Below are 19,337 nucleotides of genomic sequence, written 5' to 3' on the forward strand. Positions count from 1 at the left end.
CTCATGATCATCAGAAAAGGAGTCTGCATGTTGCGTAAAAACTCATTGGCAATCCTCTGTACCAGCGTATTGATCGCCGCCACTGTCCCTGTGCTTGCCGCGCCCACCCAGACAATGAAAAGCGAAGAAGGCACACTCGAGGTGACCACCGTCGTGACGGGGCTGGAGCACCCCTGGGCGCTGGCATTCCTGCCGGATGGTAAAAACATGCTGGTCACCGAGCGGCCCGGCAACCTGCGGCTGGTCACCGCCGACGGCAAGCTGTCGGCGCCGCTCAATGGCGTGCCAACGGTCTGGGCCAAGGCCCAGGGCGGCTTGCTCGACGTCGCGTTGTCACCCGATTTCAGAAAGGACCGGATGGTCTATCTGTCCTATGCCGAAGGGGGTGGAGAGGACAACAAGGCCGGTACGGCGGTGGGGCGCGGCCGGCTCTCCGACGATCTGACGGCGATCAAGGACTTCCAGGTGATCCTGCGCCAGGAACCCAAACTCTCGCAAGGCAACCATTTCGGTTCGCGGCTGGTGTTCGATCGCGACGGCTATCTGTTCGTGACGCTGGGGGAAAACAACGAGCGCCCGACCGCCCAGGACCTCGACAAGCTGCAAGGCAAGGTGGTGCGAATCTACCCGGACGGCACGGTACCCAAGGACAATCCCTTTGTCGGCCAGACCAACGTACGCCCGGAAATCTGGTCCTACGGTCAGCGCAACCCGCAAGGTGCGGCGCTCAACCCGTGGAACGGCACGCTGTGGGAAAACGAACATGGCCCTCTGGGCGGCGATGAAATCAACATCATCGAGCGCGCCAGGAATTACGGCTGGCCGCTGGCGACCCATGGCATCAACTATTCCGGTAAACCGATTCCCGAAGCCAGGGGTGAAACCGTTGAAGGTACCGTTGCCCCGAACCATGTCTGGGAAAAGTCCCCGGGCCTGAGCGGCATGGCGTTCTACGATGCCGATCGGTTCAAGGCCTGGCAACGCAATGTGTTCATCGGCGCGTTGGTCAGCCAGGAGCTGATTCGTCTCGAGTTCAATGGCGACAAGGTGGTGCACGAGGAACGGTTGCTCGGGGCGTTGAGAAAGCGCATTCGCGACGTGCGACAGGGGCCGGACGGGTATTTGTATGTGTTGACCGATGAAGAGGATGGTGCGTTGTATAAAGTCGGATTGAAGTAAATCTCACACGCCGCCTTCGCGAGCAGCCCGCTCCCACAGAGGATTTCAGTGTGAGGGCGCAAAACCAGTGAACAACACAGCCCCAGTGTGGGAGCGGGCTTGCTCGCGAAAGCAATTTCAAGGCTTCTACAACTGTCGAGTCGTAGCAGGCAATTTTCGGCGATCCTGAACCCCGCGTACCACCAGATACAACAATGGCCCGACCGACACAAACACAGCGGTGATCAATAGATAAGGCACCACCGAAAGCGTCGACAGCCCGCGCTTTCGCGCATCCCGGTACATCCAGATACCCGCCAGCGTCGCCAGCAAGTACAGATCGATCACCACCTGCGCAGTATCGGGACGTGACATCAGGCTGATGCCGAAGTCGATCAGCGACTGTTCGGCCTGGAACATCACCGAAAGGGTATAGCCGGAAAAGGCGATCAGGGCGATAAGGGGCAGGGCAATGGCATTCATGTGTTCCTTCCTTGGGCAATGACTGGAATCGGCAGCCTAGAGGGATCTGCACAAATTTGCCATTGACTTGCCATCAACGCCCGGCTAATTTCGAGCCATGACTTCCACCGTATTGCGCTGCCAGCCAAGCATTATTACCGCCATTCCTCATCTGGCGGGCTAGCTCACGACTGCAGCACCCAACCCGCCCTAGAGGCGGGTTTTTACTTTCTGTCTCCTGGGCCCCGATCCATGTCAGGAGACGACCATGAGTTTTACAACCGACCAGCAAGCCCTGCTTGAACGCTACGTCAAAAAAATCCTTGCCGCGCCGGTGTATGAACTGGCGGTGCGCACGCCGTTGCAAACGGCACCGGCCTTGTCCGAGGCACTGGGCAACCAGATCCTGCTCAAGCGTGAAGACTTGCAACCGACCTTTTCCTTCAAGATCCGCGGCGCCTACAACAAGCTGGTGCAACTGAGCGACACGCAAAAGGCTTGCGGCGTGATCACGGCTTCTGCCGGTAATCATGCGCAGGGTGTGGCGCTGGCAGCGCGGGAGTTGGGGATCAGTGCCACCATCGTAATGCCTTCCACGACGCCGCAATTGAAGGTGATCGGAGTTCGTAGCCGGGGCGCCGATGCGGTATTGCATGGCGAAAGTTTTCCGTTTGCGCTCACCTATGCACTGGAGCTGGCCGGGGAAAGCGGGCGCACCTTTGTTTCGCCCTTTGACGATCCGGATGTGATCGCCGGCCAAGGCACGGTCGCCATGGAAATCCTGCGTCAGCATCAAGGTCCGCTGGATGCGATCTTCGTGCCGGTGGGGGGCGGGGGGCTGATCGCCGGCATCGCCGCTTACATCAAATACTTGCAGCCGCAGGTGCGCATCGTCGGCGTCGAGTCGGAGCATTCGGCGTGCCTGCAAGCCGCGTTGCTGGCCGGTGAGCGAGTCATCCTGCCCAGGGTCGGCACCTTTGCCGATGGAGTGGCGGTGGCGCAGATCGGCGCTTACGGTTTTGAGGTCTGCCGGTTTTGCGTTGATGAGGTGGTGACGGTCAGCAATGACGAGCTTTGCGCCGCCATCAAGAATATCTACGACGATACCCGCTCGATCACCGAGCCTTCCGGTGCACTGGCCGTGGCCGGAATCAAGCAGTACGTGGCACAAAGCGGGGTCCGTGGTCAGACCCTGGTCGCCATCGATTCCGGTGCCAACATCAATTTTGACAGCCTGGGGCATGTGGCCGAGCGCGCCGCGTTGAGCAGCGCGCCGGCATGACCCTGGTGCAGGCCAATAACAGATGCCCGGGTTATTCCTGAATGGCCTTCTCGACCTTGTTCGACGCCGACCAGATTCGGTAGCGCACTTCGATGTCCTTGGGCACGTAGAGCACGAGCGGCAGCTTGCTGTTGTAACGCAGCAGGAAGCCGTCACCGACCACCGGCACAAAATCCTGTTTGCTCGTGCCGTCCGGGCAGGCCATCAGCGTGCTCATCGGGCCAATGACTTTTTCCAGGCGATAGAAGGGGTAGCCCCAACCCTCGAGGTTCTTCTCTTCGAGAATGCCGCCCAGACGCGGGCGGTTGCAGTCCACGGTCATGGTTTTGCCGGCCAGGATCTCGACCTGGAAGTCGTCTTCCCGGGGCTGTGGCGCCAGGTGAATCACCTGGCGGATAAACCCGCTCCCGGCTTTCGGATAGGGCGCGGTGTCTTCGAGTTTGGCGGCATGTGCCACGCTGGCAAGGCCCAGTGCGAACAGCGCAGCGCCAGCGTTAACGGTCAAAGAATTCATGATGCTTCCTTGCTTGAAGTGAAGGGCGGCATTTTCACTGTCGAGTGGTACGAATGCAAATCCGCGGCGCCCAGCGTGCAAATTGCAGGGGGCGCCAGGGGCGTATAATGCAAGCTGCACGGCAGGTTTTACAGGTGACTGACCTAAACCCTTGAATTGCCGATGAGCTGCGCTCCGAAATCCGGGGTATGTTTTATGCTGTAGCTGTCCTTGAAGCTTGCCGGGCTTTTATATGAGAGAGCATACGAGCGAGCGTTGATGTTGATTGGCAGTCTCACAAAGGAGAAGGTCGCCATGTTTCTTTCTGCCTTGGAACTTCGCCGTATCATCGAAACCAGCTTTTTACCCAAGCGTTGCGAGTGCACGTTGTCACCGGACCTGTTGATGACCGTGAAGGTTTATGCCGATGGGCAAACCGATCATCTCGATCTAAATGTCACCGGCATCGATGCCTCCGGACTCAATGGTTGTCGGGAAATAAACGAGTTGATCACCCAACTGCGTTCCAGACAGCATCACGTAGCAGTCGAGCCACACTCGATGCTGGGCAGGGCGCTTTAACCTGCCGTTTCGAGCTCCACCGACACGCGCCGGGTCTGGAAGAATGCCAGGCCCAGCGCCAGTTCAAGCCCGACAGCCAGCAACATGCCCGGCCCGACATGGCCGGCGAGCCATTCGGCAAAACCCAGCACGGCCAATCCCCAGCAGCCGACGACGAAGCCGAGGCTTAGCGCATTGCGGGTTGCGCAAGGGGGGGCGTTGCGAACCAGATAAGAGATCACGCTAAACGCTGCGAACAGCACCGCGGTGCGGCGCGCGACCAATCCTGCCACGAATGAGAATTCGATCCCCCAGAGCGACAGTAGCCATTGAGGTGCCAAACCCCAGACCAGGCTCAGCAAGAGACATAAGGCGGCGGTAAACATCGACAAGGTGCGAAACGAAAACTGCATGGCCAATCCTTGCGGGCAGTGAGGGAGGCGCTAGAGCATAGCGCCACGGCCCTCAAAGGAATACTGCCTGGTGTCAAATCAGACGTTTCGGTCAGCCTTGGTTCTCGCAGGCGTCGGAAAGTTTACGGTAGGTGATCTCTGCGGGTTTTCCCGTTTCATCGAGGTACTTCATGTCGGCCTTCACCACTTTGCATTCCAGGGTGTCCGGCTCGGTCAGTGAAATCACTTTGCTGACATGCAATGGCATGCCGTAGTGATAGGGCACGGCTTGAGAGGTAGCGGTGTCATTGGCCTGGGCCAGGCCGGCAAACGCGGTGCAGGCGAGGGCGGCGGTAATCAGCAAGGTGCGAGTGTTCATCAGCGATCTCCAGTGCGTACGGAAAGTCAGTTCGATGTGTGGCTTGTCGAACCTGCCGCACCGGGCGTCAGAACAGTCTGAGGGCGTGCGGTCCAGTGAAGTGTTGGACCGCGCGGTTAAACGAGGGTTAACCCGGCTGAACGCCGCCTGTCGCGAAGGCGCGATCCTGTGTATCAGTTAAGACCATCGAGCGCCTGATAGAAAGTCATCGCGAGCAAGCTCGCTCCCACTACCCTGTGGGAGCGAGCCTGCTCGCGAAGAGGCCCTCGAATTCAGCGCAGATCCAGCTGCTCCCGATAAGGCAGATCCGGCCCGGTCTTGCTGCACGTCAACGCCGCCGCCTGCACCGCGAACTTCAGCATGCCGTCAATCTGCTCGCGGCCAAGTTGCTTTACTCCCGCCACCGAATCCAGTTGCTGTTCGGTCAACCAGGCAATCAACGCCGCTTGAAAGGTATCGCCGGCGCCCACGGTGTCGGCGATTTTTACCGCGCAGGCCGGAGTCGACCACGAGCCGTGGGCCCGGCTGAACACGGTCGCGCCTTCGCCACCCCGGGTCAGGAACACCAGCTGGCAGCGATGCTGCATCCAGCCCTCGATCACTTGCGCCGGGTCCTGGCCTGGGTACAACAGATGCAGGTCCTCGTCGCTGACCTTGATCAGGTCGGCCAATTCCACCAGCATCGCGATCCGGTTACGCCACCGTTCAATGTCCGGTTCCGGGTTCAGGCGCACGTTCGGGTCGAGGCTGATCAGGCGTTTGCCGCTTTCCCGGCGCACCAATGCCAACAGGGTGTCGGCAATCGGCTGCACCACCAGGGAAAACGATCCGATATGCAGGCCGCGCACTTCAGGCCCGAGTGCCGGCAGGTGCTCCGGCTGCAACTGTCGATCGGCGCAGCCTTCGCCACGGAAGCTGTATTGCGGCGAGCCATTGGCGCCCACGGCGACCATCGCCAGGGTGGTCGGCGCGGCGAAATCCAGCAGGAAGTCCTGGCGCACACCTTCATCCTGCAGCACCTGCAACAGGCGCCGGCCCAGGTAGTCGGTGGACAACCCGGCCAACAACGCCGAATCCACGCCCAACCGGCGTAATCCCACGGCCACGTTGAACGGCGAGCCACCGGCGATGGCTTTGAAATTCACTTTGGACGCCAGACCACCGGCGTCGTTTTCACTGAAAAAATCGAACAGCGCTTCGCCACACACCAGGTACATAGTTGTTCACTCTTCAAAGGGTTGCGACTTGCTGTCGATAGCGTTCATAAGCCTGCTGACTGGCTCGTACATTGTCGGCGACCGGCAGGGTTTCACTGGCCGGGTCGAGTTTCACGCAGCGCTCGCACAAGTCCGCCAGGCTGAGTTCGTTCCCGGTTCCCCGGGATACGCACCAGGCCGCCTGGATCGCCGCACCCAGGGCCGCGGCCTCGCTTTGTTCCGTGCAGATCACGGGGGTATTCATGATGTCGGCGACGATCTGCCGCCACACCGCGCTTTTCGAACCGCCACCGATCAGCCGAATGCTGCGGCTTTGTAAGCCATTGTGGCGTAGCAGGTCCAGTCCGTAACGCAAACCGAACGTCGTGCCTTCGACGACCGCGCGACACAGGTTGGCCCGGGTCAGGTTGCTCATGGTCAGGCCCGACAGGCAGCCGCTGGCATGGGGCAGGGCGGGCACCCGCTCGCCGTTGAAGAACGGCAACATGCTCACGCCTTCGGCACCGATGGGCGCTTTGGCAACCAGTGCGTTGAACTGATCGATGTCGAGGTCCAGCAGGTCGCGAATCAGGCCGGTGGCATTGGTCAGGTTCATGGTGCAGATCAATGGCAGCCAGCCGCCGCTGGAAGAACAGAACGTGGCGACTGCGGCATCCGGGGCGATGTTCGGCTGATCGGCATAGGCGTACACCGTGCCTGACGAGCCGAGGCTCATGGTGATTGCACCGGGCTGGATATTGCCGGTGCCGATGGCCCCCATCATGTTGTCGCCGCCGCCACTGGACACCCGTGCCCGCGGATTGATGCCCAGGTGCTCGGCAATCCCCGGCACAATCGTGCCGACAGCCTGGTGCGCGTCGATCAGTTCGGGTAGCGCCGCTTGCAGGCGTCCACTGGGGTCGATGTCGCGCAACAACTGCACATCCCACTGCCGGGTACGCACATTGAAGTAGCCGGTGCCCGAGGCATCACCGTATTCGCTGCAACTGCGGCCGGTGAGCCAATGGTTGAGGTAGTCGTGGGGCAGCAGGATACGGGCGATCCGGGAAAACACCTCGGGATGTTGCTCTTTGGTCCAGAGCAGCTTGGATAGGGTATAGCCCGGCGCGATGACTACGCCGAGGCGCTCCAGCGAAGCCTGTTCGCCGCCGAGGTGGGCCAGGAGACGGTCATTCTCCGGCGTGGTTTCGGTGTCGCACCAGAGCTTGGCCGGACGCAGCACCTGGCCCCGTTCGTCGAGCAGCACCAGGCCATGTTGCTGGCCGGACACGCCAATGCCGAGGATCGACTGGCCATCGACCCTGGCCGCGAGCAACGCGCGGCGGGTGGCCGTGGCGAAGGCTTCCAGCCACTGATGGGTGTCCTGTTCGCGACGGCCATTGGCCGCGCTGATCAGGCTATGGCTGGCCGCGCCCTGGCCGAGCACTTCACCACTGACTGCGTCGAGGATGATGGCCTTGGTGCCCTGGGTGCCGCAGTCGATGCCGAGGAAGCGTTGTTGGTTTGGCATAGTGGATCCTTGGATCATTCAACATGGATGTCGCCTGTCAGGCTGCCTTCGCGGGCAAGCCCGCTCCCACAGGTCATGCGCAGAACTTGAAATGGCGCTTTCCTGTGGGAGCGGGCTTGCTCGCGAAGACGGCAGCAGCTCCGCCGCAGGACTTACGCCAACACCCGCTCCAGCGTCCGCGACACCCCCACCTCGCGCAAACTGTTGCAGCACCACTCGAACGCCGCGACAAACTCCGCCGAGCGGGGTATCGCCGTACCAAAAATATCTTCGACAGCCAGCAACCGCTGGGTGATCAGCACATCATCGGCCACCAGCGCCTGGCAGAACCCGGCACGAGGATCGGGAATGCTGTACGTGTCGCCATGTTCATCCACGCCCTTCAGATACAAGGCCCAAGCCGCCACCACCAACGCCGCGCGCCTGGTCTCGCGGCCGTCGGCGATCAGGCGGTTGATGGTCGGCACGGTGAATTTCGGAAACTTCGAAGAGCCGTCCGAACACACCCGTTCAAGCTGGTCGGCAATCGCCTGGTTGGAGAAACGCGCCACCAGGGTGTTCTTGTACTCGGTCAGGTCGATTCCCGGCACCGGGGCCAGTTGCGGCGTCACGTCCAGGTCCATGTAGGCGCGCATATAGCGTACGAACAACGGATCGTTCATGGTTTCGTGGACGAAACGGTAACCCTTCAGGAATCCCAGGTAGGTCAGCGCCAGATGGCTGCCATTGAGCAGCTTGATCTTCATGTCTTCGTAGGGCGTGACGTCGTCGGTGAACTGCACGCCGACCTTTTCCCAGGCCGGGCGACCGTTGACGAAATTGTCTTCCAGCACCCATTGCACAAAAGGTTCGCAGACCACCGGCCAGGCATCGTCCACCCCATGCTGGTCCGCCAGTTGCAGGCGGTGCGAGGTGCTGGTCATCGGCGTGATGCGGTCGACCATGGCGTTGGGGAAACTGACGTTGGCGTCGATCCAGTCGCGCAGTGGGCTGTCGTGCAAGGCGACGAAGGCCAGCAGGGCCTTGCGGGTGACGGCGCCATTGTGCGGCAGGTTATCGCAGGACATCAGGGTGAAGGCCGCTGTGCCGGCGGCGCGGCGCCTGGCCAGTGCGGCACAGAGCAAGCCGAACACGGTCGTTGGCGTGTCGGGGTGCGCGAGGTCATGCTGGATCTGCGGCAAGTGCGCCATGAACTCACCGGTGCTGTCGTCGATGCAGTAACCGCCTTCGGTGATGGTCAGCGAGACGATGCGGATCTCGGGGCTGGCCAGTTTGTCGATCAACGCCCGGGTGTCGTCTTCGGCCAGCAGCATGTCGCGGATGGCCCCGATCACCCGCACTTCGGTGTCGTCGCCATCGCCGAGCTCGAACAGGGTGAACAGGTAGTCCTGATCCTTGAGGTCGTCACGGGCGCGACGGTCCTCGGCGCGCAAGCCGACGCCACAAATGGCCCAGTCCAGGCCTTCTCCGGTGTTCATCAGCGCATCGGTATAAAACGCCTGGTGGGCGCGATGGAAGCCGCCGACGCCGATGTGCGCAATGCCCTGACGGGTATCGTCCAACGCGTAGGCGGGCAGGGCCACTCCAGGCGCGAGGCGGCTGAGGTTCTGTTTATTGAGTTTCATCACAGGCTCTCTGGGATCAGGCGGCAACGCGCAACGGGCGAGTCAACGCCATGCCGTCGGCATCGAATAAATGGCAGTGTTGCGCGTCCAGGTGCAGGCTCAGGGTTTCGCCGTAGCGGCTGGCCAGGTCGCCGCGGACGCGCAGGGTCAGGGCTTCGCCGGAGGAAGTCCGGACGTGGCAGAACGTGTCGCTGCCCAGGCGTTCGCTGACATCGGCGGTGACCTGCAAGGTGCAGTCGCCGGGCTTGGCCAGTTCCAGGTGTTCCGGGCGAATGCCCAGGGTCACTGCACTCCCGACGCTCAGATGCCTGCCGCCCAAGGGCAGGCTGATGCGGGTGCCGGCCTCCAGTTGCACTTCGCAGCCCTGGCTGTCGACGCGGGTGACTTTGCCTTTGAGGAAGCCCATTTTCGGCGTGCCCAGGAAACCGGCGACGAACAGGTTGGCGGGCTGGTGGTAGAGATCCAGTGGCGAGCCGACTTGCTCGATCTTGCCGCCGTTAAGTACGACGACTTTGTCGGCCATGGTCATGGCTTCGACCTGATCGTGGGTGACGTAGATCATCGTCGCTTGCAGGTCTTTGTGCAGGCGCAGCAATTCCAGGCGCATCTGCACCCGCAGGGCGGCGTCTAGGTTGGACAGCGGTTCGTCGAACAGGAAGATTTTCGGGTTGCGCACGATGGCCCGGCCAATCGCCACGCGCTGGCGCTGGCCGCCGGACAGTTGCTTGGGCTTGCGCTCCAGCATCGGCCCCAGTTCGAGGATGCGCGCCGCTTCGCTGACTTTTTTCTCCACTTCGGCTTTGGCCACGCCGGCAAGGTCAAGGGCGAACGACATGTTCTTGCGTACGCTCATGTGCGGGTACAGGGCGTAGGTCTGGAACACCATCGCCAGGTCGCGCTTGGCCGGGCTCACTTCGGTGATGTCGCGGCCATCGAGTTCGATGGTGCCGCCGCTGACTTCTTCGAGCCCGGCGATCAGGCGCAGCAGCGTGGATTTACCGCAGCCCGACGGGCCGACGAAGACCACGAATTCCTTGTCGTTCACTTCAAGGTCGATGCCCTTGATGATGGAAAAACCTTCGAAGCCTTTGTACAGATTCTTGATTTTCAGGTTGGCCATGGTGATGGGCCTCCGGTTGTTTTTATTCAGATTGAGCCGGGCAGGCTTTTCTGTAGGAGCGAGCTTGCTTGCGAAAAACTGGCAGGCGACGCGTTTTTCCTGACGACCCGCGTTATCGTTCACGTCCATCGCGAGCAAGCTCGCTCCCACAGGTATCGTGTTCGGTCAGGGGGCTTTCATTTCACAGCGCCGAACGACAGGCCGCGGACCAACTGTTTCTGGCTGATCCAGCCGAAGATCAGGATCGGCGCGCAGGCCAGGGTCGAGACCGCCGACAACTTGGCCCAGAACAGCCCTTCGGGGCTTGAGTACGAGGCAATCAACGCAGTCAGTGGCGCGGCTTTCGACGAGGTCAGGTTCAGCGACCAGAAGGCCTCGTTCCAGCACAGGATCAGCGACAGCAGCACCGTGGACGCCAGGCCACCCTTGGCGATCGGCAGCAATACCCGGAGCATCTCCTGGACCAGCGTTGCGCCATCCAGCCGCGCGGCTTCGAGGATGTCCCTGGGGATGTCCTTGAAGTAGGTGTAAATCATCCAGACCACGATCGGCAGGTTGATCAGCGTGTAGATGACGATCAACGCAATCCGCGTGTCGAGCAGGCCGAAACTCTTGGCCAGCAGGTAGATCGGCATCAGCACGCCCACCGGCGGCAGCATCTTGGTCGAGAGCATCCACAGCAGCGTGCCTCTGGTGCGCCGGGTTTCGTAGAACGCCATGGAGTAGGCCGCCGGCACCGCGATCAGCAGGCACAGGGCTGTGGCACTGAAGGAAATCACCACCGAGTTCCAGGCGAAGCTGAAGTAGTCGCTGCGCTCGTTGATGTGCAGGTAGTTCTCCAGCGTCGGTGTGAAGATGAACTGTGGCGGCGTGGCGAAGGCCTCGATTTCGGTCTTGAAGCTGGTCAGTACCATCCAGAAGATCGGGAAGAAGATCAGGATCGCGATGGCCCAGGCCAACGTACCGAGCAACAGGCTTTGCAAACGACGGGATTGTTGAAGAGTCATGGCAGGCCTCAGGCTTTGTCGGTCAGGTTTTTGCCGATCATCCGCACCAGAATGATCGCCGCGATGTTGGCGATGACCACCGCGATCAAACCGCCCGCCGAGGCCATGCCGACATCGAACTGCACCAGCGCCTGGTTGTAGATCAGGTACGCGAGGTTGGTCGAGGCGTAGCCGGGGCCGCCGTTGGTGGTGGTGAAGATTTCGGCGAACACCGAGAGCAGGAAGATGGTTTCGATCATCACCACCACCGCGATCGGCCGCGCCAGGTGCGGCAGGGTCAGGTGCCAGAAGATCGCGATGGGGCCGGCACCGTCCAGGCGAGCGGCCTCTTTCTGTTCCTGATCGAGGGACTGCATGGCGGTCATCAGGATCAGGATGGCGAACGGCAGCCATTGCCAGGAGACAATGATGATGATTGACAGCAGCGGGTAGTGCGCCAGCCAGTCCACCGGTTGTGCGCCGAACAGTTTCCACACGTAGGCGAGAATCCCCGACACCGGGTGGAAGATCAGGTTCTTCCAGATCAGCGCGCCGACCGTGGGCATGATGAAAAACGGCGAGATCAGCATGACCCGCACAATGCCGCGACCGAAAAACTCACTGGCCTCCAGCAGTGCACTGATCAGCACACCGAACACCACGCTGATCAACAGCACGCTGCCCACCAGCAACAGGGTGTTGGTGGCGCCGGGCAGGAAGCCTGAATCGGTGAGGAAGTAGGTGAAGTTCTCCAGCCCGACGAACGCGTTCTCGCCGGGATCGAGCAGGTTGTAGCGAATCGTCGAGAAGTAGAGGGTCATGCCCAGCGGCACGATCATCCACAACAGCAGCAGTGCCACCGAAGGGCTGACCAGAAACCAGCCGGGATTGGCCACGCGGCTTTTGCGCTGCGGCTGGGCAATGTCCATGTGAGCTTTGGCAGTTGATGTATTCATGGTGATCAGAACCGGTTGAGTACGGGCAGATGAAGATCAACTGTGGGAGCGGGCTTGCTCGCGAAGAGGCTGGTACATCCGATGCATCTTTTGCGACTGGAACTCCGCTTTCGCGAGCAAGCCCGCTCCCACATTGGTGACGGGGTTACTTGGGATACCCGGCGCGTTTTATCTCGCGCTCGGTGATTTGCTGGGCCGCCGCCAACGCCTGGTCGACCGTGGTCTGGCCGATCAGCGCCGCCGAGAAGGATTTGCCGACCTGGGTACCAATGCCCTGGAACTCGGGAATGGTCACCAACTGGATGCCGATGTAAGGCACCGGTTTGAGCGTCGGCTTGCCCGGGTCCGCGGCCTTGAGCGATTCGAGCGTCACCCTGGCGAACGGCGCGGCACTCATGTAGGCCTCGCTGTAGGTCGAGGCCCGGGTGCCGGGCGGCACGTTGGCGATGCCGTCTTTTTCCGCGACCAGTGCGCTGTATTCCCGGGAAGTGGCCCAGGCGCTGAAGGTTTTCGCCGCGTCCTTGGCCTTGGAACTGGCCGGAATGGCCAGCGCCCAGGAATACAACCAGGCCGAACCCTTGTCAGTGACCTGATGCGGCGCATAGGCGAAACCGACGTGATCGGCGACCTTGCTCTGGCTCTTGTCGGTGACGAACGAGCCGGCGACGCTGGCATCGACCCAGATCGCGCATTTGCCGCTGTTGAACAGCGCCAGGTTTTCGTTGAATCCGTTGCTCGATGCACCCGGCGGGCCGGATTGCTTCATGGTCTCGACGTAGAAGTTCAGCGCATTCTTCCACTCGGGCCCGATGAATTGCGGCTGCCACTGTTCGTCGAACCAGCGCGCGCCATAGGCATTGGCGATGGTGGTGGCCAGCGCCATGTTCTCGCCCCAACCGGCCTTGCCGCGCAGGCAGATGCCGTACTGTTCCCGGTCCGGTTTGTTGAGTGTGGCGGCGAACTCACCGATCTGTTCCCAGGTTGGGCGCTCGGGCATGCTCAGGCCGGCGTCCTTGAACAGGTCGGTGCGGTAATAGGTGATCGAGCTTTCGGCGTAGAACGGCAGGGCGTACAGCGAGCCTTTGACCGACAGGCCTTCGCGCACCGACGGGAACACGTCGTCCAGAGCATAGCTGGCCGGCAAATCCTTCATCGGCTCCAGCCAGCCTTTGGCACCCCAGAGTGCCGCTTCGTACATGCCGATGGTCAGCACGTCGAATTGCCCGCCCTGGGTGGCGATGTCGGTGGTCAGGCGCTGGCGCAGGACGTTTTCCTCGAGCACCACCCAATTGAGCTTGATGTCCGGGTGCTCGGCCTCGAAGGTTTTCGAGAGCTTTTGCATGCGGATCATGTCGCTGTTGTTGACGGTGGCGATGGTCAGGGTCTGGGCGCCAAGGCTGACACTGCTGAGGGTCATGCAGGTGAGGGCAAGCAGGGTTTTTGCCGAAGGTTGCATCGTGCACTCCTTTTCTGCACCCGGCGGGTTACAGAAGGACAGTTATTGTTTTTGTGTCTTCCGAAGGCAGGAAGAATGTGCACTGATTACAACCTTCAATACGGACGATGACAAAGCGTTGGCAGCACTTTGGCTGATACTATTTTGCACTGATGGAGAGTTGCTGAAATGCTAATCCTTGCTTTGCAGCTCACACGGGCGCTCGCACATGGATTGAATCAATCGACATGGTTTGTCCGGTGGCCAATTTAAACTGCACGAAGAATTTTCCATCCGCATCGGCTTTTGCACCTGTAATCAGGTACGAACTGTGCTGACGAAAAGGCAGCCCCTGGATCTCGTGGACACCAGCGGGATGCTCAGCAATCAATGTTTCGCCGGGAAAAAGACCGCGGAGGCGGATCAGCACCCGGACGTCAATCGACGGCGTAAGTTGCTCCCCAAAATCCCGCCGGGCGCGGGTTGAAAACCAGCAGTTCTCTTCGGTGATGTCATCCTGTTTTATTTCACCTTCGCCCGTCCACTGTTGGGTTTCTCCCGGTTTGTTGAAGCGTGCGTATTCGTCGATGATTGTTGGAGTGACGGAATCTTGCGAGGAATCGGGGCGCATGGTCTGAGGTCTCGATGTGGATGGCTGGGGTGCTGCAAGCATGGATAACCCATCACGGCCAAACCACTGTCAAAACTACCAGTTCCGACCAGCGGCTATCCCTGGTTTTGCTCGGTCAGCCGCTGCACCACCAATCGCCGGTAATGCGAAGGCGTCATGCCCTTGAGCTGCTGGAAGCGCCGGTTGAAGTTGGAAATGTTGTTGAAGCCCGATTCGAAGCACACGTCCGTGACCGGTTTGTTGCCATCGGCCAGCAACTCGCAGGACTTGCTGATGCGCAGGCGATTGACGAATTCGATGAAATTGCGCCCGGTGGCCTGTTTGAATACGCGGCTGAAATATGTGGGCTTCATGCCCAGATGTTCGGCGACTTCTTCCAGCGGCAATTCCCGGCCGTAATGGGCGAAGATGTAATCCACCGCACGGTTGGTACGATCGATGTTGTTCTCGTCGGCCAACTGCGGCGTCGTGGCGCCGGAGAGCAATTGGTAGTCGTCGGTGGCGGCGAGCAATTCGAGCAGGATGAAAAAGTGCCCGAGCCGGGTCATGCCGCTGGTGTCGGCAATACGCTGCATCAACTGCATGGCTTGGGCAATGGTGTGCTTGCTGCGAAACTCGATGCCGTATTGCGCGCGCTCCAGCAAGGGTGCCAGGGTCTTGAGCTCGGCGAACACTTGATAGCCGCTGTCGAACAACTCGTCGGTGAAGTTGACCAGCATGTCGCGCTTGGGCACCACTTCGTCCTCGGCCACCTGGCTGATCCAGTTATGCGGCAGGTTGGGACCGGTCAGGAACAGGGTTTGCGGATAGAAGTTGCCGATGTAGTCGCCAATGAACACCTTGCCGGAGCTGGCGACGATCAGGTGCAGCTCGTATTCCTTGTGGAAATGCCAGCGCACCAGCGGGCAGGGGAAACCATGCTGGCGGTAAATGATGGACAAGCCGTTGTGGTCGTCCATCAATTCGTAGGAAGGATCGGTGACTCTGGCAATACGGGGCATGTCGATACACTTTTCTTGTTATCGCGTCCTGATCATGCCTCTTGTGGGGGGGTTAATGCCAGTTGTCGATGTCGCGTAACCTGACAGGAGCCTTCTCGGCTTTCGGGATTATCTGATTTTTCTGGCTTTTCTGGCATTTATCAAGCTCGCGCTACGGCAGTAGGCAACCAGCTGCGACTCCTCCATGAAATCGACATTGATAATGTTGCACCTTTCGCTTCGGTTGTGGGTGGCAGGGTCAAACCAGTTATCCAGTTCATCATGGATATCGACGGGGCCTCCAGCTTTTGAGTAGCTTGTGGCGGACAGTGACCACAAGCGGGTACGGGGAGGTGGCGACCTCAACACGTTCGTGATGTGCTGCTCCAGTTCCTTGACATTTGTGTCGCCAATTCCGCTCCATTTGTGTTCGACTTTCTCGCAGAACCAGGCGGGATTTAACTCCGGATGTTGTTGGGCCGCTACCAGAACTCGTTGCTTGCCGCTGATTTTCTTTAGCTCGCCAAGTGGCAGGTCTCTATTGCCGGTGGGGATTATTCTCTCGCCAAGATAACGGAGCATCATCTCGTTGAAGAGTGCATAGTCGAACGATTGTTGCCCGTCCTTGAGTTGATGAAAATCCAGAATCACAAACTCGTCAGGGTTATCGCGCAAAAACAGATTCACTGCAGCAAATAAAGCTAACAGGTTACGAGATGAGCGATAGCCATTGTGCTGGAATCGGAATTTTTCAAACTCTGGGGCCGCGCCGTCAAAGTCCAGTCGTAAATCCAGTGCGCGTGAACCGTTGTTCAGTTGAGCTGCGAACGAGTCGTGCTGGCAGGCCAGCCAGTGCGCGCCGGGGATCAGTGCATAGCTCGCTTGCCAGTCGCACCCTGCATTGTGCGTGCCGGGTAGTGTAAGTTCACCAAGCGAGAGGTTATCGATTGCCGGTGTAGCGCTCATCCAGTTATTGAGTGCGTAATCGTCTCGGGTCGTATTGTTCATTAATGCGTCCTTGCATTGATTGATGAATAACAAGTTGCGCCAACGTAGTGTTGATTGAAGGCGATCAAGTATTTTGTCGTGGGACGCGCGCGGTCAATCATCAACTTCATACGGGATGTTGGGTAGCGGCAGGCCAGCGAGTGCCGGTCCTGCGCACTTTATTGTTTCTCGCCTCGATCATGTCTTGTGCAGTGAGGGGCCGTAAACAGCCTTCATGCTGCTGGCACTCCAGCAGTAACGGACAATTTCAGATGTGTCGAAAAAGTCGGTATTGATGATGCTGCAACGCGTCACCCAGTCTCCGGTGGTATTGAACCAGTCGTTGATCTTTTCTTTGATATTCCTTGGTCCGCCAAATAGCGTGTACGCAGTGGCCGACAATGACCAAAAAAATGTGTCGTAAGGCGCATCTTCCAGGGTTTTCGCAATATAGGTCCGCAGATCGCCGGAACCGGTGAATGTACTGTCGCGCCATTTGTGGGGGATGCGCGGCCAGAAACAGTTATCGTCCAGACCAGGCCTGAACTGCGCTGCCATGACAATTCGCCGACTTGTACTGGAGCGCTTGAGTTCGCCCACGGTGGCATGCCTGTTGGCAGGAAGTATGACCCGCATCCCGAGTCGCCGCACCAGTTGCTCGTTGAGCTTCTTATAATCGAAAGGCTTGCCGCCATCCCTGAGTTCATGAAAGTCCAGTACGAGGAATTCATCCGGGTTGCGATCAAGAAACGACAGCACTGCCTCGATCAATTCGTCCAGTACCCGACCCGAGCGATGGCCACTGTGCTGAAAGTAAAAAACCGCTTGCGGATCTTCCGCGTATTCGAGGCGAATATCCAAGGCCCGTGCGCCATTGGCCAGTTGCCAGGCAAATGAATCGCTCTGGCAAGTGGTCCAGTTACCGGTCACATCATCAAAATCAGGTGCTTTTTTGTCCATGCCGGCGTTATGGGTGCAGGGCCAGACAATATCGGTGAGTTTTAATCTGTCTACGTCGAGGATGTTGCTCATCCAGTTCTGTTTGTAGATAAATTCCGTTTTTTTGACTGTCATGGTTGTTCCTTTGTCTGAATGCACTGGCAACCTGAAGGCTTCAGGTTCCAGGCAGCCCGAAACTATCCGGAGTGACAAAGGGAGGGGTGTTACTTATCTACAGCGTCGCAGTGCCTTGAATAGGTTAGCCACCCTGAAATGCAAAACGCCGACGGAATTCAGTGAGTATCCTGTCGGCGTTTTGATGGGGATGTGGACGAGCGCTACAAAATTTATGCTTGATTGCGATTTTTTTCCTCGATCCATTGCGCCATGTACTGGGTACTTTTGTGTTGATGATGGCGCAACATGCTGCCGGTAAAGTTATCGCGCCTGATCTGTGGCAGATACCTCTGGCATTCGATCAGCTTTTCGATCAACGCAGGGCCATGGGTGGACTGCGGGTAGCGGCTGCTCAGTAGGTGACGGGCCTGGGCCTGGGCGACAAGCCACTGCGCCTTGTCCTGATAAAGCCGCACGGCGCTGTCGGCGAATTCGCGCGCCGTACGGGTTATGGCACCGGGCCAGGGCTCTTGATCGTGCATGGCTTCCGCGCCCACTGGCGTGGTGACATTGGGTGTTCCACAGAGCATCGCATCGACGATCTTGCCTTTGATGCCGGCACCGAAGCGCAGCGGTGCCAGGCACACCCGCGTCTTGGACATCACCTGCAAGGCATCTTCTGCCCAGTTAAGTACATGAAAGCCCTGTGCCGCGTTGTGCAGGGCAGTGGCCTTGGGCGGGGTGTACGCGCCATAGATGTGCAACTGCGCATCAGGCAGTTGCGCGCGAATCAGCGGCCAGATCGCGGTTTTCAACCAGAGCACCGCATCCCAGTTGGGCGCATGGCGAAAGTTGCCGATGTGCAGGAAATGCGCGCGATCTTCATACCCTACTGGCGCGCCGGCCGGAAGATCGACCATCAATGGGCACCAGTGCAGCAAGTTGCGCGGAATTCTGAACTGCTCGACCAGCAATTCGATTTCCACTTCGGAAACCATCAGCGTCAAATCACAACGATAAAACGAGGCGATTTCGCGCTTGGCCAGATCGGTATTGGCCATGTGTTCAAACTCTTCACGCGACGCCGGGGCGAACAGGCCGCTGAAGTCATTGTTGTCCTCGCTGGCCTTCAAGCGCTCCTTGAGGCGTTGATGCCGACCCTGCCTGAGGCTTTGCAAGTCGCAACTTTCCAGCACGCGCAACGCATCGGGACAATACTTCTCGACCCGCCAACCGAACTGTTCCTCCATCATGAATTGATCGAACAACACGATGTCCGGCGCCAGTTCACTGATGAAGGTGTCAAAACTGCTGTTGTTCAGCTCGATGGGGACTTCACGAATACCCAGCGCCGTCAGGTCTGCGCGCTGTTCTCCGAAACCTGCCGGGCTGCTGAAGGTGATCTCCCAGCCTTGCTCCAGGAAGACCTCGAGAATCTGCATGACATGCCCGCTGGCCGCCGAAGAGCGGGGCTCGGGCCAGACGTAACCAATGACCAGGACTTTGGTTGCGCGGGGCTCAATCATGTACGGAATTTCCTTGAAGCGAAGACAGGGCAGGGACAAAAACGGCGCGCATTAAACCACAGTGGATCGCCAGGTCACCCGAGAATGCCTTTGACCTTGTCGCGCAACTGATCAATGGAGAAGGGTTTGCCGATCACGTGCATGTCGGGGGGGACGTCGATGCTTTCGGCATAACCGCTGGCAAACAGAATGGGCAGGGCAGGACGCAAGACACGTGCTTCTTTGGCCAGCTCGCGACCATCCATGATCGGCAGGCCGACATCCGTCATCATCAGGTCAATGCGTTGCTTCGAGTCCCCGAGCGTCTCCAGCGCCTGCACGCTGCCGTCAGCCTCCAGCACCTTGAACTCCAGCTCCTCCAGTACGTCGACAATCAGCATGCGCACGATGGCATCGTCTTCGACGACGAGGATGGTGTAGGCGTTGGCGGATGACATAGTCGACTTCCTGAATAAGTTTGGCATTGCCGGTCGCTGGAAATCACCGGCCTCTAGCATCAGTAAGTGGCAGATCCAGACAAGTTCCCGAGGTGGCGCAAAAAAGCATGCAACGCAGATCAGCAAGGATAACCCGCCGTTTAG

20 protein-coding genes are annotated in these 19,337 nt (G+C 59.3%); 3 read left to right on the top strand and 17 right to left on the bottom strand.

Translation table 11 applies throughout. From position 1 onward, the window contains the following. The first annotated feature begins 27 nt into the window (after nt 1–27). Nucleotides 28–1,179 carry a PQQ-dependent sugar dehydrogenase gene (locus tag BSF40_RS21855; RefSeq protein WP_095966700.1) on the top strand — a complete coding sequence of 384 codons (1,152 nt, stop codon included), beginning with the start codon at nt 28–30 and terminating at the stop codon, nt 1,177–1,179. 126 nt (nt 1,180–1,305) lie between these two features. On the opposite strand, the gene BSF40_RS21860 is transcribed toward BSF40_RS21855, so the two are convergent. After that, a complete protein-coding gene (locus tag BSF40_RS21860; RefSeq protein ID WP_095966701.1) occupies nt 1,306–1,641 on the bottom strand; it encodes a DUF2834 domain-containing protein in 336 nt (111 codons plus the stop codon). A 247-nt stretch (nt 1,642–1,888) separates the two neighbouring features. Between BSF40_RS21860 and ilvA the strand changes: the two genes are divergently transcribed. Then, nucleotides 1,889–2,902 carry a threonine ammonia-lyase, biosynthetic gene (gene ilvA / locus BSF40_RS21865; protein WP_095966702.1) on the top strand — a complete coding sequence of 338 codons (1,014 nt, stop codon included), beginning with the start codon at nt 1,889–1,891 and terminating at the stop codon, nt 2,900–2,902. Between the two features lie 31 nt (nt 2,903–2,933). On the opposite strand, the gene eco is transcribed toward ilvA, so the two are convergent. Next, on the bottom strand, nt 2,934–3,416 hold the full coding sequence (gene eco / locus BSF40_RS21870) for a serine protease inhibitor ecotin (RefSeq protein WP_095966703.1): 483 nt from the start codon (nt 3,414–3,416) through the stop codon (nt 2,934–2,936). A 294-nt stretch (nt 3,417–3,710) separates the two neighbouring features. Here eco and BSF40_RS21875 point away from each other — a divergent pair, with 294 nt between their 5' ends. Further along, entirely contained in the window at nt 3,711–3,977 is a 267-nt protein-coding gene (locus BSF40_RS21875) for a DUF1652 domain-containing protein (protein WP_095966776.1), read from the top strand. On the opposite strand, the gene BSF40_RS21880 is transcribed toward BSF40_RS21875, so the two are convergent. The 15 genes from BSF40_RS21880 to BSF40_RS21950 all read right to left on the bottom strand — a co-directional run bounded on the left by BSF40_RS21880 (nt 3,974) and on the right by BSF40_RS21950 (nt 19,193). Next, a complete protein-coding gene (locus BSF40_RS21880; protein ID WP_095966704.1) occupies nt 3,974–4,369 on the bottom strand; it encodes a hypothetical protein in 396 nt (131 codons plus the stop codon). The two genes, BSF40_RS21875 and BSF40_RS21880, sit on opposite strands and share 4 nt — an antisense overlap. A 91-nt stretch (nt 4,370–4,460) precedes the next feature. Next, complete coding sequence (locus tag BSF40_RS21885; protein ID WP_095966705.1) at nt 4,461–4,727, bottom strand: DUF2790 domain-containing protein; 267 nt, start codon at nt 4,725–4,727, stop codon at nt 4,461–4,463. A gap of 272 nt (nt 4,728–4,999) precedes the next feature. Then, nucleotides 5,000–5,944 carry a carbohydrate kinase gene (locus tag BSF40_RS21890; protein WP_095966706.1) on the bottom strand — a complete coding sequence of 315 codons (945 nt, stop codon included), beginning with the start codon at nt 5,942–5,944 and terminating at the stop codon, nt 5,000–5,002. Nucleotides 5,945–5,957: 13 nt separating this feature from the next. Further along, the gene (gene xylB / locus BSF40_RS21895) at nt 5,958–7,454 is read right to left on the bottom strand and encodes a xylulokinase (RefSeq protein ID WP_095966707.1); all 1,497 of its coding nucleotides are present in this window, start codon (nt 7,452–7,454) and stop codon (nt 5,958–5,960) included. 152 nt (nt 7,455–7,606) lie between these two features. Further along, nucleotides 7,607–9,079: a mannitol dehydrogenase family protein gene (locus BSF40_RS21900; protein WP_095966708.1), complete on the bottom strand. Its 1,473-nt coding sequence runs from the start codon at nt 9,077–9,079 to the stop codon at nt 7,607–7,609. 16 nt (nt 9,080–9,095) lie between these two features. Next, a complete protein-coding gene (locus BSF40_RS21905; RefSeq protein WP_095966709.1) occupies nt 9,096–10,199 on the bottom strand; it encodes an ABC transporter ATP-binding protein in 1,104 nt (367 codons plus the stop codon). Between the two features lie 176 nt (nt 10,200–10,375). After that, nucleotides 10,376–11,206 (bottom strand): carbohydrate ABC transporter permease, encoded by an 831-nt coding sequence (locus tag BSF40_RS21910; RefSeq protein WP_095966710.1) that lies wholly within the window; start codon nt 11,204–11,206, stop codon nt 10,376–10,378. An 8-nt stretch (nt 11,207–11,214) separates the two neighbouring features. Next, a complete protein-coding gene (locus BSF40_RS21915) occupies nt 11,215–12,141 on the bottom strand; it encodes a carbohydrate ABC transporter permease (RefSeq protein ID WP_095966711.1) in 927 nt (308 codons plus the stop codon). Nucleotides 12,142–12,286: 145 nt separating this feature from the next. Continuing rightward, complete coding sequence (locus tag BSF40_RS21920; RefSeq protein ID WP_095966712.1) at nt 12,287–13,597, bottom strand: sugar ABC transporter substrate-binding protein; 1,311 nt, start codon at nt 13,595–13,597, stop codon at nt 12,287–12,289. Nucleotides 13,598–13,787: 190 nt separating this feature from the next. Further along, the gene (locus tag BSF40_RS21925) at nt 13,788–14,207 is read right to left on the bottom strand and encodes a hypothetical protein (protein ID WP_095966713.1); all 420 of its coding nucleotides are present in this window, start codon (nt 14,205–14,207) and stop codon (nt 13,788–13,790) included. A gap of 95 nt (nt 14,208–14,302) precedes the next feature. Continuing rightward, on the bottom strand, nt 14,303–15,208 hold the full coding sequence (locus BSF40_RS21930; RefSeq protein WP_095966714.1) for an AraC family transcriptional regulator: 906 nt from the start codon (nt 15,206–15,208) through the stop codon (nt 14,303–14,305). A gap of 108 nt (nt 15,209–15,316) precedes the next feature. Further along, the gene (locus tag BSF40_RS21935; protein WP_095966715.1) at nt 15,317–16,195 is read right to left on the bottom strand and encodes a phospholipase; all 879 of its coding nucleotides are present in this window, start codon (nt 16,193–16,195) and stop codon (nt 15,317–15,319) included. Nucleotides 16,196–16,372: 177 nt separating this feature from the next. Then, nucleotides 16,373–17,248, bottom strand: coding sequence for a phospholipase (locus BSF40_RS21940; RefSeq protein ID WP_095966716.1), 876 nt, complete (start codon nt 17,246–17,248; stop codon nt 16,373–16,375). 212 nt (nt 17,249–17,460) lie between these two features. Further along, nucleotides 17,461–18,756: a glycosyltransferase gene (locus BSF40_RS21945; protein WP_095966717.1), complete on the bottom strand. Its 1,296-nt coding sequence runs from the start codon at nt 18,754–18,756 to the stop codon at nt 17,461–17,463. Between the two features lie 74 nt (nt 18,757–18,830). Continuing rightward, complete coding sequence (locus BSF40_RS21950; protein ID WP_095966718.1) at nt 18,831–19,193, bottom strand: response regulator; 363 nt, start codon at nt 19,191–19,193, stop codon at nt 18,831–18,833. Between the last annotated feature and the right edge of the window lie 144 nt (nt 19,194–19,337).

Source organism: Pseudomonas sp. ACN5, assembly GCF_002303975.1.
GTDB lineage: Bacteria > Pseudomonadota > Gammaproteobacteria > Pseudomonadales > Pseudomonadaceae > Aquipseudomonas > Aquipseudomonas laurylsulfatiphila.

Bases quoted from the DNA above. Each gene is read 5' to 3' on its own strand.
- BSF40_RS21900 (WP_095966708.1), bottom strand. From the start codon at position 9,079: ATGAAACTCAATAAACAGAACCTCAGCCGCCTCGCGCCTGGAGTGGCC.
- BSF40_RS21855 (WP_095966700.1), top strand. From the start codon at position 28: ATGTTGCGTAAAAACTCATTGGCAATCCTCTGTACCAGCGTATTGATC.
- BSF40_RS21890 (WP_095966706.1), bottom strand. From the start codon at position 5,944: ATGTACCTGGTGTGTGGCGAAGCGCTGTTCGATTTTTTCAGTGAAAAC.
- BSF40_RS21920 (WP_095966712.1), bottom strand. From the start codon at position 13,597: ATGCAACCTTCGGCAAAAACCCTGCTTGCCCTCACCTGCATGACCCTC.
- BSF40_RS21935 (WP_095966715.1), bottom strand. From the start codon at position 16,195: ATGAACAATACGACCCGAGACGATTACGCACTCAATAACTGGATGAGC.
- BSF40_RS21945 (WP_095966717.1), bottom strand. From the start codon at position 18,756: ATGATTGAGCCCCGCGCAACCAAAGTCCTGGTCATTGGTTACGTCTGG.
- BSF40_RS21940 (WP_095966716.1), bottom strand. From the start codon at position 17,248: ATGACAGTCAAAAAAACGGAATTTATCTACAAACAGAACTGGATGAGC.
- BSF40_RS21885 (WP_095966705.1), bottom strand. From the start codon at position 4,727: ATGAACACTCGCACCTTGCTGATTACCGCCGCCCTCGCCTGCACCGCG.
- BSF40_RS21915 (WP_095966711.1), bottom strand. From the start codon at position 12,141: ATGAATACATCAACTGCCAAAGCTCACATGGACATTGCCCAGCCGCAG.
- BSF40_RS21860 (WP_095966701.1), bottom strand. From the start codon at position 1,641: ATGAATGCCATTGCCCTGCCCCTTATCGCCCTGATCGCCTTTTCCGGC.
- eco (WP_095966703.1), bottom strand. From the start codon at position 3,416: ATGAATTCTTTGACCGTTAACGCTGGCGCTGCGCTGTTCGCACTGGGC.
- ilvA (WP_095966702.1), top strand. From the start codon at position 1,889: ATGAGTTTTACAACCGACCAGCAAGCCCTGCTTGAACGCTACGTCAAA.
- BSF40_RS21910 (WP_095966710.1), bottom strand. From the start codon at position 11,206: ATGACTCTTCAACAATCCCGTCGTTTGCAAAGCCTGTTGCTCGGTACG.
- BSF40_RS21875 (WP_095966776.1), top strand. From the start codon at position 3,711: ATGTTTCTTTCTGCCTTGGAACTTCGCCGTATCATCGAAACCAGCTTT.
- BSF40_RS21905 (WP_095966709.1), bottom strand. From the start codon at position 10,199: ATGGCCAACCTGAAAATCAAGAATCTGTACAAAGGCTTCGAAGGTTTT.
- xylB (WP_095966707.1), bottom strand. From the start codon at position 7,454: ATGCCAAACCAACAACGCTTCCTCGGCATCGACTGCGGCACCCAGGGC.
- BSF40_RS21880 (WP_095966704.1), bottom strand. From the start codon at position 4,369: ATGCAGTTTTCGTTTCGCACCTTGTCGATGTTTACCGCCGCCTTATGT.
- BSF40_RS21930 (WP_095966714.1), bottom strand. From the start codon at position 15,208: ATGCCCCGTATTGCCAGAGTCACCGATCCTTCCTACGAATTGATGGAC.
- BSF40_RS21950 (WP_095966718.1), bottom strand. From the start codon at position 19,193: ATGTCATCCGCCAACGCCTACACCATCCTCGTCGTCGAAGACGATGCC.
- BSF40_RS21925 (WP_095966713.1), bottom strand. From the start codon at position 14,207: ATGCGCCCCGATTCCTCGCAAGATTCCGTCACTCCAACAATCATCGAC.